Raw genomic sequence first — 17932 nt, 5'->3', positions numbered from 1 at the left:
GCTTACAGGCAGATCTATTCTGCGCTTTTATCTTACCTAAGGCATAACAGAGCTCTTTTCGTAGAGTTCCTGTCTGACCATCTCCATCTCATAGGCCATTTGTGTAATTTCATCCTCGCCCATCATCTCAAAAATATCATACTCCTGAGGAGCATGAACAAAATCTGACAGAGCTTTGTTTAAGGCCTTATGTTCATCTGGTGTGGCGCTAATGCATATGTGACAAGGTGGAGCATCACTCCCATCAAGATCACGAAGATTTATACTGCCGTTAACCTTGCACTCTAAAAGGAGGGCAGATAGATCTTTAATAACATCAATGGCATAGATAAGATCAACAATCACGTCATCTGACAGCGTCAATACAAGGCCGTCTACACTCTTGTGAAAATCCCAGTTCTGTCTGTCAAGGCCGGTTTTTACAAAAATCTCGCTTAGAGGAATTTCTTCTTGTTTCTGATCTTCTAAAAATTCAACAAGGTATAGAAACTCATCTGCACCAAATATATAGCTGCCAAGGTATTTTTGTATATACATATCTCACTCCTTTTTTTATTCAAGTTATTTATCATTGATACAGGATCTGATAAAACCAATGTGGGATCTCTTAAAACAGCCGTTCTAATAACTATAACCTTATTATATAAAATATGGTTTATCAATGATACGCCTCATGTGCTGCCTACTCCTTATCAATCACAGTCCATATAGACAAGATGTTTCTTGCAGTGAAGACACTCAAACAGATAACATTGCAGATGCCCGCCTTTGACGGATTGCTCTATCATTGCCTTTTGCTCATCATTCCACAATGGATCATCAAGCACCTCATCAAGCACACCAAGAGCTCGCAGCTCTCTTGCCCCCACACAGCCCAGATAGGCACAGTAGTCGCCACAGTGGGCACGCCAGTATTCCTGCTGCCAGCCACAGTAGCCAGGTGTTTTGTGAATGAGCTCATCAAGTCGAGCAGGATCCTCAACGCCATCATCCACAAAGCAGTCATCCTGAAAACTGCCTTTATATTTATCTGCTGTCTTGCCACTTGCAATACACAAAGGGCACAGATAATCAATATCCTCCACAGCATAAAAAGGGACTGTATAGAAAATATGTGTTATCTTGCAACAGCAGTTGCAGACGACACCATCTGCAGACTGTTCAAAAGCTCCGGTTTCAAGAGGGTTGGGATGATACTTAAAGGCAGGCAGATCAAGCTCTGCAAGCCTCTGTCTTTCATCAAGCTTTTCCTTTGGCGTTTTAGGCTTGGGAAGAGCATAATGATTACCCCATCTTTGGGCATAGTCCTTGAGCGTGCCCAAGCGTTTTAGCGTCTTTTTATCAGAACGATTTCCTTGAAGGCATATAGAGCTATGACAGTATCTGTACTGCCTTTAGTCTCTTTAAACTGCTTTTGAAGTTCAATATATAGCCTAACAAATGTGTTCATGGGCACAATCCTCCATCAATCCCACCAGAAGTACCAGACTCTAGACTGCCAGAGTGAATCTGCAAGAGAGCCAATGTTGCCATTTTGCAAGTGATCAGGACACAGCCCAAACTGCTCAATAGCAACCTCCATAGCCTGTGCCTTTGGTACAGGATCTTTTAGGACAAACTCAAGCTCATCATGACTTATCACCGCCGCTATGGCTCCATACTTTTCATACCAGTATTTAGCTGCTGCCATCAGATCCTGTGTATCAGGACAATCGTTCCAGCCGCCAAAAGGCAGATAGGCAAAGATCTCCCATGGATTTTTTACAGGAATTTTTGCCAGGATAAGAGGATAGGTCATGCCTGTATCATCATATTTCCACAAAGAGCCAAAGCGGTCGTTTATCTCGCCGCCCTCCATAGGACCTAGGATCTCATTATCAAAGTCCATATCATCGTCCAAAGCTTCTTCTTTGCGCTCAGATATAAGCTTATCAAAAATAGCCCTGGCATCTTTTACTGGTGATAAGAGCATCTTATTGCGATACTCGGTTACATTTTTTAAGTCAAATTCGTAAATGTCAGCATCATGCTCTGGATCTGAGTTCATCACCAGACACTCAAGCAGCGTTTCATCATGTGCCATAATAAGCACAGGTACAAAGCCCTCCTGTATGCCCTCGCGTCTTGCATAGCTGTATGCTGACATAATAGGGTCATCATCAGCCATAGATGGGAAATAGGTACACTCAAAATCAAGATATTCCATGATAGCCTGAGCTACATCAGATGGCTCAAGCGTTTTATCATCAAAGCTCTGTCCCTGCCAGTTGGCAAAGCGCTTGTCTATTACCTGCGCCATTGCCTTATAGTAGTTCTCATCAAAGGCTATGAGATCTGCTGCCCTAAATCTAAGCTCCTTTGAGTAATACTTTTCAGGGCCCAGATATTCAAGAGCATAGTTTTCAATGTCCTCAGGGAAATTGGGACTGTCCTTTTGACCATAGTAGTAGGCGCAAAACTCCTGTCCTGTTTTATTGAACATAGACACTATAATCTGCCCGTTGAGCTCATCTTTAATAAAAGCGCGCAGATCTAAACTTGCAGGGTCGGCTTTGATCTTACTGACAAGCTCGCCGTATTGTTTTAAAAAGTCATCGCTTAGCAGATCATGCTCTATGCACCAGCGCAGGTAAATGGCAAAAAGATTATAATCATTGATGTTGTTCATAGCAGACCTCTACTTTATGTTCTTAATATTAGATGAGACATTATCCATTCAGTGCTCTTAGCCTCATCCTAATCTTCCTGTACAGGCTCGTAGCCTATCTTCACTGTCATCTGCTCATTAGGTAGTGCTACACCAGGACTTCTTATGATGCTATGCTTGTCATCTTCTGAAAATCCTATAGTCTCGCCGTCATGCAGTGTCACATCACAATAGAGCACATAGGAGGCAAGGCTTGCCAAAAAGTCCCGCAGTTCCTCGGGGTCTGCATCTGCGTTGAGCACTTCCATTTCATCTTTGCCAAACACATCCATGCCATAAGTGTAGCCGTTAAGGCCACCTTTGCTTTGATACAGGCCAAACCAGATCCAGTTGAAGATGGGCAGTTCATCATCTTTGAGCATATTGGCAAACACAGCATAAAAACGTGGCTCAAACACCACGCCGCTGGTGAAGACACCACTTGCGTATTTTTGTCTGCAGCACACAGCCATAGCCTTGGTGAACAGCTTGCCGCGCTCTATAAGTTTTATATCATCGCCAAGGACAGCCACCATAATATGGGCCTTGTGGGCTGTAGCTGCCTCTACAGCCTCAGGCCACATATAGTTATTTTGAGCATTTATCGTAGCTTCATTGCCAGGGATGGGGCTGTGAAAGAGGGTCACAACGAGCATCATGTCGCCAATGTGCATGATAAGAGCATCATCACTGTCCTCATCATCACTCTCATCTGTATTATCATCTACTATGTTCCATTGCTCTTTAAGATCACAAATCAGCTGCTCTTTGTCCCAGCTATCGTCACTAAGGAGCACAGATCCTACAAAGGAGCCCTTAGGATCACTTTTATCCTTGTCAGTATCACCTTCAGAATCTTCTGTATCATCAACATCATCTTCATCATGGGCATAGTGTGATTCATGCACCAGATTGCAGATAAATTCCTCAAAGCTGTCAGCAAGATGGGTGATTTTAAAGTCAAATTCCTGATCAACATGCACAACGGCAGGCTCGCCCTGAGGGCCGCAGGCGCGGTAGTCTAAAAAGATCATATCGTGTCCAGCACTTGGACAGTCGCAGATAGCCACACCTATATCAGGATACTCCCACTCATCTATCATAAACCTGCTACCAAGCTCTCCGCACAGTGAATTGGTTTTATCCCGCCCAAGGCTTAAAATGCCACTGATAGCCACATGATCTTCTGCCCAGCTTGTAGGCTCGTCACATGGATGGCAGGTATTAACCGGCATACCTCCATTGTGCTTTTTCATAAGATAGATGTAGGAGGCAGGCAGTTTGTAGCCCAGCTCCTTTTCAATATCGGCAATAAGCTCATCAGATGGTGGATCGCTTACATAATCTTTAAGCGCATAGCTGTTATCATCCCAGAAGTTTTCAAGATCAACACCTTCAAAAGGGATCTTACCTGGTACAAACTTTGCTCTGTTCTCAATTCTTCTGTTACGTTTTTTAATCATTGTCTCACACTCTTTAATTACAATAAGGGCATCTTTGTCCTCATTATCAAGCTCAGCCCAGCGCCTTGCATAGACTAAAGCCTTTTCCTCAAGGCCATCAAGATACTGATAGGCATAGGCCATACGCATATGCCATTGAGCCTTGTTCTGACCTTCATCTGATACTGACTCAAGCACCTCAATGGCCTTTAGCAGTGCTTTATCAGCCCTTACCTTTATTGTTCCCTCATCATGATCTCCTAAGATGGCATAGTTCTCAAGTGCCCGGGCCAGAGCGTAGGCTGTGCGGTAGTCTTTGTGCTCCTCTGGTATGGCATTGAGCGCCTGTATACAGCGTGTGTACTCGCTCTTATCATTCCACATCTCAAGCTGCAAGAAAAACTTCTCAGCATTATCCTTTGTATAAGGAATATAGTCTATACCTGTAAGTGTGTCGTTTAGCTCATCATCGTTTTTTTCATTTTCTTCTTTATTCTGAGATTTTAAATTTACAAAATCTGCCTTACGGTAGAAGGTGTTGAAGATGGCCCATGGAATGTCTGTGCCCTCAAAGAACTCTTTGGCTATGTTCAGCACCTTTTGAATATCCCAGGCTATAAAATCAACATAACCACAGTAAAGTCCGGTGGCACCTCCTGTAAGGGTTATAACTTCAGGGTAAGCGGTAGCAGTGAGCGCCTGCTCTAGTCTGTCTCTAAAGTCAAAGATCTTATCCGATCCTTCCTGCCCACTTAACGTATCTAATGGATAGCAGAAAAAGCCTGCAACAGCACCATTAGCATGAAGTTCTTCTATAAAATCATTGTCATCATTTAAATAGCCTTTGATAAGAGGTGCGCAGCAGGTGGAGCCTGCTATGATATCAAGGCGCCATGGAGCATCTGGATCTTCATCTGGCTGCATTTTATAGCCAAGGTAACTATCAAGATAGGCTTTAGGATCATTTAAAAGATCAAGTCCACGTCCCTTGAGAATATCTGGCAGTCTGGACATAGGCGTGGACGGCTCAGCCTTTGGCTCCTTAAGCACATCAAAGCTGTCTATGTATCTCATATGCGAGATCTCACCTAGCACCTGATCTGTTAGTGTAGTGAGCATCCACCAGGCCCGGCCTTCTTCCTTTTCAAGCAATGAAAGCAGCTTTTGACAGTAGACGGCCATGGCAAATCTGTTCTTACCGCAATCTTCAAGCCAGATCTGCACATCATCTCCAGAGATCTCTGTGCCATCCTCAGTGCGCAGAGCTATGTTTTCAACTGCCTGACGGCCTACAATGATATTCCAGTTATCAAGCACCTTCTCAGGAGCAAACTTTTGAAAATAGACCAGCTCAAAGAGTTTGACCTTGTCACCCTCTGGAGTGAGGATAAGATCATACTTTTGACCACTAACACCCATCTCAAAAGAGATGTCATCAAAGACAAGATTTAAGATCTCCTGCATCTGAGATACGATTTTTGCACCGCCTGTGCCATCTTTGTCCTCATCCATCATCTTACGCAATTGTGCCTCAATCTTTAAAAAGGTGTCCCAGCACAGCTGCGTGCGCTCATAAAAGCACATATTAAATTGCGGCAGGGTTATACCCTGATGGCACATATCTATAAAATCAAGGGTATCCTTATCATCAGGCCTAGCCTCAAGAGCCTTTTTAAAATATTTAAGAGCCCGGCTCTCCTGATCAAGATAGTAGTAGGAGTAGCCCATACGAAAGTTGAAGTTATGATCATCTTTAAAATATTGCTCATGAGGTTTTAAAAGAGACAGTGCCTTTTTAAGCATTTTTCTGAAGGTAGGTTTATTAGGATCTGCCATATTGTTATAGGCACGGGATAGCTCGCTGTCCATCTCAGGGCTGCGATCTTGAGCTGCTATATCCTCAAGCTTATCAATAATGTTCTGATATTCACCATTTTCATGCCATATCTGACACTGCTTTAAAATATCCATCTAAGGCTCCTCATTATCTATCCCATCTTCATCTTTAATCTGCACAAAAATGCCGTTTGCATCACGCAAAAAAGCACAGGGGGCAGGTGTCTGCAAAAGATTAATGATATCGGTGTCGTAATTGCAGATAGTATTTAGTTTGTAGATTCCTAAATAGCTGGGGTCGTTAATGTACGCATCGCTCTCATCACCTGCGCAAAAGCGCCAGCCGCTGTCCCAGGCATCATCTGCCTTTTCTCTGTAGCAGTAGCCAACCTTAAAGCCCTCAACTGTAATGCGGTGTGAGGCCAGGCAGCCATCGGCTACTTCATAGTCTTTGAGCAGATCTTTTATATCCTCAGCCTTTATACGATAGTTACTGATAAGGCCAGATTTTTCATACAGATCTGCTCTGATATCTTCAACATCAATAGCCATCAGCCTGATCTCATCATTAGTGAGCATCTGACAAAGGTCATATTTTTGTGGATTTTTTGCAAAATCAGATAGTGCCTTGTTCATGGCCTTATGTTCATCTGCTGTGGCCGTGATGCGGATATGGCGAGATGGGGCATTGTAGCTATCAAGATCGTAAAGATTAACACTGCCGTTAACAGAGCACTCAAGCATAATGGCAGCAAGGTCGGCTATAACATCAATAGCAAAGTGAAAGTCAATCTTATCGCCATTTGAGTGAGTAAACTCAAGATATTCAACAGTATGGCTAAAGTCAAAGTTCTGCCTGACAAGACCAGTCTTTGCAAAAATTTCGCTTAAGGAGATTTCTTCTTTTTTTAGATCTGCTAAAAAAGCCACAATGTTTAGGCTTCCTGCAGAGCATCCAATCAAGTTGCCCCAGTATTGACTGATATACATGTCTCTCACCTCATATTATTCAATACACTCATCAGAGCTCTTGTCAGTTGTAACGGCTGATGCAGTCATAGTGCAGGCTGTAAAACTGGTTTTAGATAGTATTGTCCAATCTTTAGCTACCATTATTGCCATGAAGACTCCTTGTGCGTTTTAAGGTGGGACACTATTTTTAGAGGGTTAATCTAAAGGGTAGTGTTCTGCGTCATTTCTAAAACTGTCTTATCCTAAATCATAGCAAAGCACCATAAACCTTTTTGGGCATAAGGAATGCTTTTTTTTAAAAATTTTTTCATAAATTAGACATAGATAAGGTTTTGTAAAAAAAATGAGCAGAAAGTGGTGACTATAAACAGGAGCAGAATAGCTCAATAAAAGATGGGCAGAAATTTTACAAAGCTATAAGCTAAATTAATTATAGATTAATATTGCACTTCCAAATAATTATTGGAAGACAATATATTATTTGTTATTTACTTTATGACAGTTTGATTTTTAGTAAAAATCAAAAGTAAAAATGTGACTATGATCATATTAGAAAATGGAATGAAAATATGACTAATTTGACTGTCGTAGAGATTTAAAGAGAGTTTGGTATTAAATAGATGAAAGCAAAATGAAAGAAGCGATAAATATATTTATCAAAAAAAACAGTATATATTTATTGCATATATATAACCTAAATCTCAGTACAGTTGTTTCATAACTAATTATATCTGATCTAAAACACTACGTAATCCCCTTATTTCTATCCTTTAATTACTTTTTTTCATTAGTTTTTTTATTATTTATCTGGATTTTTATCTTATTATGTTATATAATAATTATATGTATATTTATTACATAATCGGTACAAGGAGTTCAGCATGTTATTTCTAGATCAGACTGTTTCTGTGCCATCCAATGGCGTTACCAGAGTAAAAAGAAACCATTTTATTTATGTCAGTGAACTGATAGACAGCTGGAAAACCAGTGATGGCAGCCGTAACACCAATAGAAGAAGTAAAATAATTGGCCGTCTGGTCAGAGCTGAGCCTGAATGCAATGTCATGTACCCAAACGAGGCATACTATGAGCTTCATGGTCTTGAAAAGCCTGCTGTAAATTTTGCACAAATATCTAAACCAGGTCGTAAATGCGACACTGTATATGCAGAGGGAGCCGCCATTTTCCCAGGCTTTGCTCTGCTTGCCGCCTGTGCTTTAATTGACTGTCAGGCTACATCTATCCTTACACAGTGCTTTGGACAACAGTTAGCTGAGCAGATTATCTTTATGGCAACACACTATGCCTCAGGGCACACCTCTCTTGAGTGTCTTGACTTTCATGCCATGAAGCACAATGTCTATAAAAGCGCCCGTGGTCTTAATGCTAAAAATGCCAGAGAGCTTATAGCAAATGGCCTAAAGAGTGAGAATATCAAAGCCTTTTTTGATAAGTGGCTGCCAGCAGCCGCCGGTGATGATGCCATTGCCTATGATGTTACAGCCTTACCTACGCAGGCAAAAAACATAACATATGCTCAAAGAGGTTATGCACACGGAGGTCCTGAGCTGCCACAGGTTAACTATGCTCTGATGTGTAACTGTAAAACAGGAATGCCTCTGTATTACTCATCTTACTATGGATCTATAACTGATAAGAAAAACCTGCAGCACGTTATTGACAGTGCTATAGAGAGACACCTGCCTGGCAATCTGTCATTGATATTTGACAGAGGTTTTGCATCTAAGGCAAACATTGAGGAGCTTACACACAAGGACATAAATTTTATAATGGGTGTCCCTGGCACATTTAAGGGTGCCATGGAGCTTCTTGATGCCTTTACGCTTGAAAACAATACTGACTTTGAAGATCTGGTTCTGCTAGAAAAGCTTGATGGGACGATATCTGAGCATGGTTGCCGCTCTAAAACAGTACCATTTGAATACTATGGCATAAAATTAAACCTGCACCTGTATGTCAACGAAGAGATCAACCACGATAAATCTATGGAGCTGAATCATCATATAGCCCACTGCCTTCAAATAGCTCGTCAAACCAATCAGTTACCTGAGGATGGGTATTTAAAAGACGCTCGTGACTGCATCATCAAAGAAGGCAAAGGCAAGAACATTACATTCAGGGTTGATAATGAAAAATACCGTGAAAAAAAGAGAAAATATGGAAGCTTTGCTCTGTTTTCAAGTGCCCAGTGCAACTATAACTCCCATGATGCACTAAGGCTATTTAGAAACCGAGAGATAGATGAGGAAATATTCAACTGTCTTAAAACAGATCTGCATCTCCTGCCTCTGCGCGTATGGAGCAATGATGCCATGCACGGCAAATTCTTTATTCTCTTTATCAGCGCCATTATCAGAAGACATATTTTACAAAAGACTAATGACATTCTGAACATGAGCAGATCAAGCTTTAACCGCCTTGTGACAATACTTGAAAATGAGCCTGTTGAATTAAGAGGAGATGGCAGGTTTGCTGATATGTCGGTTAAATCCAAGATTGCACAGTCAGTACTGTGTAGATTTATTGATGCAGACAAGGCAAGAGAGCTTGGCATCAAAGACTCTTTTGTACATAAGCCTAAAGCAAGATCCTGTGCAAAAAAGTTAAAAAAGTAGCGGATTAGTTATGAAACAACTATACTGAGATTTAGGATATAAAAAAAAATTTCTTTTGATGGTAAGATCATTTTTTTAAGCTTTTGCAAAAATAATCGTAGAGGTGAAAAGTATAAAAAAAGTTGTCAGCTGTAAATTAATAAAATTTCTTGTTAAAAGCATACTTTTAAATTTTATTGAAGAAAATTGGAAAATAGATTATGAGTAAAACGGTAATAGATGATGGGTTTGCTGCTTACCTGGTAGAGGGAGCAGAATTTAATGGAAAATGGGAAATTCCTTTTATAAAAAAACAAGATATTGATATTCCAAAGGATATTATTCCATTTGATAAAATCAAGAAAGTAAGTAAGGAAGATCAGAAAAATGTATATATACATTTTTATATGCATGATATTACATTTAGACAGGTTATTACAAATACAAAGAAATATCTTGATAGATTTAGAAAATATGGTGGCGTTATATCTCCAGATTGCTCTTTATATATAGACATGCCATTATGCCTACAAATGGCCAATACATATATGAATAGAGCCATTGGTGTTTATTTACAAAATAATGGTATAAAAGCTATCCCAAATGTAAGATGGGGTGATGACAGAACATTTGAATTTGCCTTTGATGGCTTAGAAGCAAATGGGATATATGCAGTTAGTACATGGGGTTGTATCGGAACTAAAGAAGATAAAAGTAGGTTTAAGGATGGAATTAGAGAAATGGTTAAAAGATTAAATCCTAAGAAGATATTAGTGCATGGCGATATGCCAGATTGCATATTCAATGATTTTAAAGGACAAGTTGAACTTATAAACTATAAAAGTTGGACATATAGAGTCAAGAAAGGAGAAGTGGATGGGAACAAGTAGAAGTGGATTATATTTAAATACTAAAGGCAGTAGAAGAAAGGTAAGTGAATTAGCGTTAGTCCATTCAAATGAAGGTACATTTATGAATGTAAAAAGTCTTCAACCCAAGAAAAGTCCTTTTAGAATGAAAAGCGGTGGACATGGAGAAGATAATATTAAACTATTAAAAAAGTATGGAATCAAGTTTAATATAATAAAAACATACTCAAATGGTGTTCGTGTGGGAAATGTAGAAGGTCATAAAGAGCCTAAAAAGCGTAATAGTAATGGACAAACTTGGTTTCCTAGTTCGTGGACCGCCAATGATATACTAAAGGCAGGCGAGCATGTGGCTGCTTTAAAGAGTAACAGGCATATTAAAGATGGCTACAATATGTATGGAACCTAAAATCCAATGATTTGTGTTACAACTTATAGCACTTCTACTTCTAACACCCTCGCATCTGTTCATATCCCATTGTAATTAAAGCTTATTTTTATCAATTTAACCTTGATTTTTTAAGGCTATTGTTCTATTATTCTTATATAAATTGTGTGCTTACTGTGTTACAACTGGGCGGTGTAAAAATGATTTATTTAGACAAAACGGTTGATATTCCAGTATCTAATGTATACTTTCGCCAAAGAGGCCCTGATTTATACATTTGTGAATTTATAGAGCCTTGGAAAGATGATGATGGCTCAAGAAAGAGCAATCGCAAGCGTCGCATCATCGGGGTACCTGTAAATGGCGAGCGTACTGACACACAAATGCACCCAAATGAAAACTATTACAAACTAAGAAATCTTGCACTACCTGAGGCTAATTACGCTAAAGTTGGTCTGCCAGGGAAGCACACATCTTTTGAATACGCACCAGGTGCTGTAATATATCCAGCGTTTCCGGCCATTGCCTATATAGCACTCCTTCAGTCAGGGTTATACGATAAACTCATAGAAGCCTTTAAAGATTCAAGACTTGTTGACTCTATGTGCTTTATAGCAACAGTATACGCATCTGGCAGAACATCGCTTGAAGCACTTGAAGAGCTGTCTACTACCTTTAACGCTTTCAATGATGCACAAGGAGTAACATCGCAGGCTGCATCTTACCTAATGCGCAATCTTGATACCAAAAAACTGCGTGATTTCTTCAAGTTATGGATCCCTTATGCATCAGGAAGCGACTGTCTGGCTTATGATGTAACTGCCTTTACTTCAAAAGCAAAACTTATGAGAGAGGCAGAGTATGGCTACACACATGGAACTGTAGAAAATCTGCCACTTGTAAACTATGCCTTATTTAGCAATGAGCGTACTGGCATACCTGTCTTTTTTGATCATTATTCAGGAAGTCTTACCGACAAAGCCAATCTCAAGAATATTATTGATACAGCGCTAGATCGCAACCTCCCAGAGAATATTACTCTCGTTATGGACAGAGGTATGACAACGCTTGATAATCTCAGACACCTTAAAGAGCTTAAATTAAAATTTATTGTAGGTGTTCCTGGAACTATAAAGGCTGTTGACGAATATCTGAGCTCTATTGCTACTAAAGAGCAATCTATAACCAATACCATAACTTTAAAGACGCGCAGTGGTGAGTGCGAGACCTTATATTGCTACACTGAGGACTTTATCTGGAACGATGTAAAACTCAAACTGCATTTATACCAAAGCGTTCAAAGGCGTGCCAATAAGATGGCAGATTTCTTTTCATCCCTTGAGGAGTGTAAGAGAGCTATTGCCGATACCAAAGAGCTTCCATCAGGAGCCTGTATAATGGCAGATGTAAAAAACTGCTTTGTGTATCAAGGAAAAGGCCGAGGTAGAAAATTAGTTCTTGATGAAGCTATAGCTCAAAAATATGTTAATCGTCTTGGTACTTTTGCCTTATTTTCAGAGCCTGAAGCTAACTATACAGCACAGGATGCTTTGGAATATTATAGAAGGCGTGAAATTGATGAGGCTAACTTTGATATTTTAAAAAATGACCTTAACGGCCTGCCGTTGGGCATTCACAACCAGAGCTCCTTAGACGGCAAATTCTTTATTCTCTTCATAGCTTTGGTTATAAAAAGAACCATTATGCAACGCATTAGAGGCTTTCTGCGCTCTAATAATAAATCTTATAAATATGCCGTTGAGACTTTGAACAATATTAAAGTTGAGTTTAGAGAAAGCGAGATCGCAATACTTGAATCAGGTCAGGTTGAGAAAAATCTTGATTACTTACATCAGGTTAATGCTCCAACCAAGTTTGCAAAATCTTTGCTGGCAGCAATAGTAGATCCGGATGGGCTTATAGTAAAAAAATCATACTTAAATCTAAAGGTCAAAAGAAAAAAAACAAAAGTTAGAGTGAAAAAATAACAAATTTAGTTGTAACACAAATCATGGGACTTTAGGATGGAACATGGAAAGGTGTTAAGGTTGTTGTAAGAAAAACTAATGGAAAGGTAGCAACAATCTTCCCAGATGTAAAACAATTCACAAAGAAGAAAGGAAAGATATAAAATGTTTGATAAGAAAAAATACCAGGAATTAGTGAAAGAGCGAGTTAATACCGATTGGGAATATATGATTGATAAAATATGTAAAGACTTAATAACAATGATTACAGAAGATGACTGTGCATTTAATGATTTTATTGCATATATGCAAAATGATATGACTGCTGAAGAATATATCTATTTGTCTGAAATCTCAGATGAAATATCACAGATAAAACCATCTTATAAGTTTGTTGAAGCTTATAGGGGGTTAGCTAAAAAATATCCAAAAGAAACAAATGATTATCAAATCATGAGTTTTATTGAAGTCGCAGAAGCTTGGGCTGAAGATGAATCATAGAGTAGCTACCTATTATATTTAAATAAAAGTTTCCCAAAAATCTGTACTATTAAACGGCTTCAATATTTGACGCTATCATAAAGGAAAGTTGTTCCACTCAAGAAGCCGTTTAAATAATAGCATATTTAAGTGTCTATGAACTCTTTTTGGGCCTGCCAACCGGTCTTTTAATCTTGTCAGTTTTTTCAATTTTAGGTCTGCCAGGTTTTCTTTTGGGTCCAATAAATTCAGGCTTTTTCTTTGGTCTTCCTCTTGGTTTGGGCTCAGATGTAACTCCTTGCGAGTCCACTTCTTTTTTCTCTTTATGAGGTCGACCAGCTTTAGCTTTTCTAAGTTTTTCAGGTGCCTGCTTATTGGTACAAAGTCCAAGTTTAATTAATGCCTCAAAGCTCGATTTAACCCCCACTTCCCAGTATCCATCATCTAAATCAGGTATGCCTTCAATAGGTGGATCAGTTCTTCTCCATACGGCATTGAGATCTTCCATAAGCTCTCCATATGTTATGCCGTTTAGTACATTATTTTCCTCAAGCTTGTTTAGAATCCTTGATGTAATCAAGGTTGATATGAAGTTTATAAACTCAAGACCCTGCACAGAAAAGTCATTGTGAACTCTTGTCTCATCAAAGTACTCTTCATTTTTATAGCGATTAAACATAAGCTCAAGAAGCCATCGCTCCTTGAATGTCTTATATACAGAAGATGGTTCTAGATCTAAATCTGACTCAAAAACAATCAATCCGGACTTTTCTTCTCTAGATTTATACTCCTGAGCGTCAAATGAGTTGTTTTTTATCGTTCTCATTATGTAGTTTGTATTTTCTTTTGCATAGCCTGATATATCTCTGAAAGAATACAGATAAAGACCGTCTTTTGTTACAACTTTCCTGCAAACTACTGCTTTTTCCTCATATCTGATGGCACTGTCAAACTCTAAAAGAGAATACTCACTGATTCGTACATCATTGCGCCTTATTGGGGTTATATAGTGAAGATCTTTGTGCTCAGCGAGCTCCTGTCTAATTTTATTTGGTGGAAAGCCTTTGTCGGTTACTATAATTCCTTTTTCTATATTATTGTTCCTAATAAAGGCTCTATAAGCAGAGGCATCTATAATGTTTCCAGGTAAAATCATAGAGCATAATGGCTCCATGGTTTCTATTACATAAGCATAGATAATAGAGACATCTCTGCAACCTTTGACACGAGACTTCCTTGAAAAGTTAGACAAATCGTTAACTATACTTGTATTCTGCTTAAGAGTTCCATCTATAGCAATATGACAAGAAGGCAGGAGTCTGTCTATACGTCTTGCATAAAAATCATGCATCAATTGAGAATTTGAGCCAAGGTGGTAGATGAACTTTGCTACTGTATTCTTGCTAAGGCCCACATAAGGTATAAATTTTGAAATAAAACAATGCTCATAGGCGGACTTCAATCTTGTATTTGTAACTCTAGGTCTTATTACCCTTAGCAAGGCCATAGCGAGAATTGTATCCACATCCCCGCACTCATACACGGCCCTCAAATCGTCTTTTATATCGCCGACTACCGAGAAAGCAAGAGCACTGGCTCCATAAGACAATTTATCTGGCATTACTCCCTGAGATACAATTTTAGTCTCTTTGGCAACATAACGACCATCAATAATATGACCAATAATAGCTCCATTGATAGGCTGGGCCTTTCCTTTGGCATCATACTTAGTACCAGATCTTTGACGAACAGCGTACCTATATCTGCCAGTTCCAGATAGAACTACGACAGTATTTGTAGGTCTTGGGACGGCTCTTATATTCTCAGGTATAGACATAACTAAAACCCTCAAAATATTATCTATTAATTAAGATATAACTGTACATATTATATCATATATGTACAGTTAAAATAATATATTTATAGTATTTTTTTATGGATTTTATTAATAATGTCACAATAATAGAGCAAAGAAGAATCTGTTGTTAACAAAGGATTTATGTAATTATTTGGTAAGATTAGGGAGATAGTGAATATGATATAATGAGCTTAAAGTAAATCCCCATTAGTACAGTTTATGGGGAATCTTTTATTTAAAATTTTTTTATTTATCATCAAATAAGAGGGAGGGGAACGGGAGGGAACGGAGATCTGTGTAAACTAAGATCTCTTATTCTTTAATTGCGCAATTTTAGAATCTAAATTTATGCTTCAGCCTTGCTGCGGATTATCTTTTTTATCGCCCATGATAACTGAACCTACTATAAGCAGGAGAAGGCCAACACCTGCACGGATAGCTAAATCTAAAATCATATAGATCTTGCCCTGACGGTACATATCAAGCACATACGTCCTGTCTATATTATAACTGTCCTTAAGCCTGCGAAACATTTTCTTCTCACCACCTGTAGCATAGCGCACATAACCTGTGGGCAGAGCCTTGCCGGGAAGAAGCATTAGGTAATCGTCAAAGTAGATGCAGATATAGCTACCATCCTGTAAAGGCGCAAGGTAATAGCGGTTATAGTAGCCAGAGGCTATGGTGTGCAGCAGGAAATTTCTGACAGGACCCGTTGGATAGGCAGCATGAATGTACTCGTCAATGAAAAATGTCTGCTTGCCAGCAGTTCTGGTTCTGTGAGTGTGCTCTCCTGCCTCGTCAATATCGCGCAGGCGTAGCAACGGCGCCTCAATCAGGCCTTCTTTGGTTACTGTAATTGGAGTCTTTTTAAAATAGGCATTTTTCATATCAGACTTTGTATGCAGGATAGAAACTGATGGATCAGGTATCTGGCCCTGGCCTGTTCCTATCCCGACCCACAGGTCATAAATCCAGCCGGTGGGGGCACACATCATAAGCCAGGCGCCAAAGACTATGCCTAATGTAATTTTCACAATGGATTTAGGTCTATATGTTTTGCGCTCCACCTTTTAACTTCTCCTTTTGTAAAATTATGGGGCACTAGCTGATTCCATCAAGGCCGCAGCTGCCCAATAAATAAAAAGTTGTTCAAAGCTAACTGGTGTCTATGAACTCATACACATCAGCCCACCCATAAATTTGTGGTGTGTAGCCTTCATAAAAGCATAGTCTTTTTGATACAGATTGTATACAGATAAAGAGTCATCTTGTGCCAGTGCATCAAAGTCTTATGCTAAGTGAAGGGCTTTTTAGATAAAATCAAGTCAGGCTAATATCCTGCAGGTAAAGTAGCTGTGGCTAGGGCGCCTTTAGCATTTGCGCCTTAGTAAATGGCATGAGCCTCTTCAACACCTGATAAAAACCATCCTTTTACAAAATATTGTAGTTTTTTACTCTCTTGTACCTGTGCAAGGCGTGGAAGCTCAAATCTGGTATTTTAGTTTTTCTCTACAAAACGAACATCTCTGAGTGCAATTTTAAATTCAAGCTTTACGCCATAATCATCAGCCCAGGGCTGGCACCTGCTAAGCAGCGCCACAATCAAATGATCTGGCTCTTGAGTAAATGTTATTTGCAAAATGACAGAGCAGTTTGCATATTCACTTTTAAATTTCTCGCTTTGAGTATGATTAAGATAACCCTCAATTTTATCAAGGAGAGCCTTTTGTGTGTCAGGAGATCCGTCAATAAAACCATTACACACCAAAACCATTAAAACCTCATTGGTTTTACTCTTTTGTGCAATAATATCTATCTTTTTGAGATCGCCGAACATATCTTCAATTGTCATCGCTCTTTTGCTCCCACCAGTCCTGCCTTTAATGATAGTTTCTAAAGCTTTGTAGTTAAAGTCTAAAAAGTGTGACTGCTATAGAGCTTTTAAAGAGCAGAGCTTTTCATGCTCTGTGACACGATGTATCTCATCTCTTACCTCCATAAGAGCAAAACCAAGCAGGTTCTCGCCGCGCCAGAGCATTGGATCGCAGGACTTTGGATCGCTGCCTGACAGACATATACCCCAGATGGCATCATAGGGGCTGGCCTCTACAATTACTTTGTCGTAAGTTGAGAGAAGAAAATCTCTAAGATCCCGGTTTTGACTGAATTTAAGATAGTTGCCATTTAGCACAATGGAGTATTTGAATTTATCCCATACCTTGTGATCAAAGCCACGCACCTTGCGGCCAAGCTCCTTAATCTGCTTTGGATCATCACACTCTAAAATCTGCTGTCTGATTACACTATCACCAAAGAGCTCAGCCTTTGCTGCCATCATATACTGCTCCATGTACAGATAGGTATAATTCATGGCACTAAAGGACTGTCGCCACCACTGACTAAAGCAGCCTTTGCCAATTGAGCCATCCTTGCAAGGCCTATGGCCCCAGAACAGGCACAGATCTTTTGTTCTGCCTGCACCGTACTCATTTTGAAGCCACTTTAGATCATACTTAGGCCTGCCCTCTGCCTGCCAGGCATCTATAACAAAGTTGTTATGTACAAGAGGTAGCGAGCTGTCATCATCATCCCACCAGCCTCTCCAAGTTACAGGCTCTGCAAAGAGGGCTCGGTACTGTGCTCTTTCATCTTCAGATAAAGTATCAAGCCAGGTGCCAAATTTGTATATATAACTCTCTCCATAACCCATGCGCCAGCCAATTGAGTAACGCTCAATCTCAGGGTAGGCAAGCCATGGCGGTGCCATCAGCTTCTTATCTTGTAGCGCCATATACTCACCTTTTTCTCATATGTTA

General features: G+C 39.6%; 15 protein-coding genes. 5 read left to right on the top strand and 10 right to left on the bottom strand.

Features of this window, described 5'->3' with window-relative positions; all coding sequences use genetic code 11:
• Positions 1–36: 36 nt before the first annotated feature.
• From DRZ93_RS02585 to DRZ93_RS02570, 6 genes are all read right to left on the bottom strand, one after another.
• Positions 37–537 (bottom strand): imm68 putative immunity domain-containing protein, encoded by a 501-nt coding sequence (locus DRZ93_RS02585; RefSeq protein ID WP_113745751.1) that lies wholly within the window; start codon positions 535–537, stop codon positions 37–39.
• Between the two features lie 155 nt (positions 538–692).
• A complete protein-coding gene (locus DRZ93_RS02580) occupies positions 693–1322 on the bottom strand; it encodes a CbrC family protein (protein WP_218564243.1) in 630 nt (209 codons plus the stop codon).
• Positions 1323–1327: 5 nt separating this feature from the next.
• Positions 1328–1450, bottom strand: a complete 123-nt coding sequence (locus tag DRZ93_RS13990; protein WP_281268101.1) for a hypothetical protein — start codon at positions 1448–1450, stop codon at positions 1328–1330.
• 15 nt (positions 1451–1465) lie between these two features.
• Positions 1466–2668: a DUF4253 domain-containing protein gene (locus DRZ93_RS13660; protein WP_218564242.1), complete on the bottom strand. Its 1203-nt coding sequence runs from the start codon at positions 2666–2668 to the stop codon at positions 1466–1468.
• Positions 2669–2736: 68 nt separating this feature from the next.
• Complete coding sequence (locus tag DRZ93_RS02575) at positions 2737–6099, bottom strand: SMI1/KNR4 family protein (RefSeq protein ID WP_218564241.1); 3363 nt, start codon at positions 6097–6099, stop codon at positions 2737–2739.
• Complete coding sequence (locus tag DRZ93_RS02570) at positions 6100–6954, bottom strand: immunity protein Imm33 domain-containing protein (RefSeq protein WP_113745750.1); 855 nt, start codon at positions 6952–6954, stop codon at positions 6100–6102. It abuts the gene before it with no gap.
• Positions 6955–7817: 863 nt separating this feature from the next.
• Between DRZ93_RS02570 and DRZ93_RS02565 the strand changes: the two genes are divergently transcribed.
• The 5 genes from DRZ93_RS02565 (at position 7818) to DRZ93_RS02545 (ending at position 13276) form a co-directional block, all read left to right on the top strand.
• Positions 7818–9572, top strand: a complete 1755-nt coding sequence (locus tag DRZ93_RS02565; RefSeq protein ID WP_113745749.1) for an IS1634 family transposase — start codon at positions 7818–7820, stop codon at positions 9570–9572.
• A 200-nt stretch (positions 9573–9772) separates the two neighbouring features.
• Positions 9773–10441 (top strand): DUF4417 domain-containing protein, encoded by a 669-nt coding sequence (locus tag DRZ93_RS02560; protein ID WP_113745748.1) that lies wholly within the window; start codon positions 9773–9775, stop codon positions 10439–10441.
• Positions 10428–10829 (top strand): EndoU domain-containing protein, encoded by a 402-nt coding sequence (locus tag DRZ93_RS02555; protein ID WP_218564240.1) that lies wholly within the window; start codon positions 10428–10430, stop codon positions 10827–10829. The genes DRZ93_RS02560 and DRZ93_RS02555 overlap by 14 nt, the downstream gene beginning before the upstream one ends.
• 179 nt (positions 10830–11008) lie before the next feature.
• Positions 11009–12796, top strand: a complete 1788-nt coding sequence (locus tag DRZ93_RS02550; RefSeq protein WP_113744158.1) for an IS1634 family transposase — start codon at positions 11009–11011, stop codon at positions 12794–12796.
• A gap of 144 nt (positions 12797–12940) precedes the next feature.
• Positions 12941–13276, top strand: a complete 336-nt coding sequence (locus DRZ93_RS02545; protein WP_113744568.1) for a hypothetical protein — start codon at positions 12941–12943, stop codon at positions 13274–13276.
• A 133-nt stretch (positions 13277–13409) separates the two neighbouring features.
• Here the strand turns inward: DRZ93_RS02545 and DRZ93_RS02540 are convergent, their stop codons facing one another.
• The 4 genes from DRZ93_RS02540 to DRZ93_RS02525 form a co-directional block, all read right to left on the bottom strand.
• Entirely contained in the window at positions 13410–15092 is a 1683-nt protein-coding gene (locus DRZ93_RS02540; protein ID WP_113745435.1) for a transposase, read from the bottom strand.
• 374 nt (positions 15093–15466) lie between these two features.
• A complete protein-coding gene (locus DRZ93_RS02535; RefSeq protein ID WP_113745434.1) occupies positions 15467–16183 on the bottom strand; it encodes a hypothetical protein in 717 nt (238 codons plus the stop codon).
• A gap of 431 nt (positions 16184–16614) precedes the next feature.
• Positions 16615–16968: a DUF6572 domain-containing protein gene (locus tag DRZ93_RS02530; RefSeq protein ID WP_113744566.1), complete on the bottom strand. Its 354-nt coding sequence runs from the start codon at positions 16966–16968 to the stop codon at positions 16615–16617.
• A 78-nt stretch (positions 16969–17046) separates the two neighbouring features.
• Positions 17047–17907 carry a riboflavin biosynthesis intermediates N-glycosidase gene (locus tag DRZ93_RS02525; protein ID WP_113745747.1) on the bottom strand — a complete coding sequence of 287 codons (861 nt, stop codon included), beginning with the start codon at positions 17905–17907 and terminating at the stop codon, positions 17047–17049.
• Positions 17908–17932: the final 25 nt, after the last annotated feature.

It is taken from the genome of Anaerobiospirillum thomasii (genome assembly GCF_900445255.1).
Lineage (GTDB): Bacteria > Pseudomonadota > Gammaproteobacteria > Enterobacterales > Succinivibrionaceae > Anaerobiospirillum_A > Anaerobiospirillum_A thomasii.
Note: the sequence above shows the minus strand (reverse complement) of the source record. Positions and strands in the feature narration are given on the sequence as shown.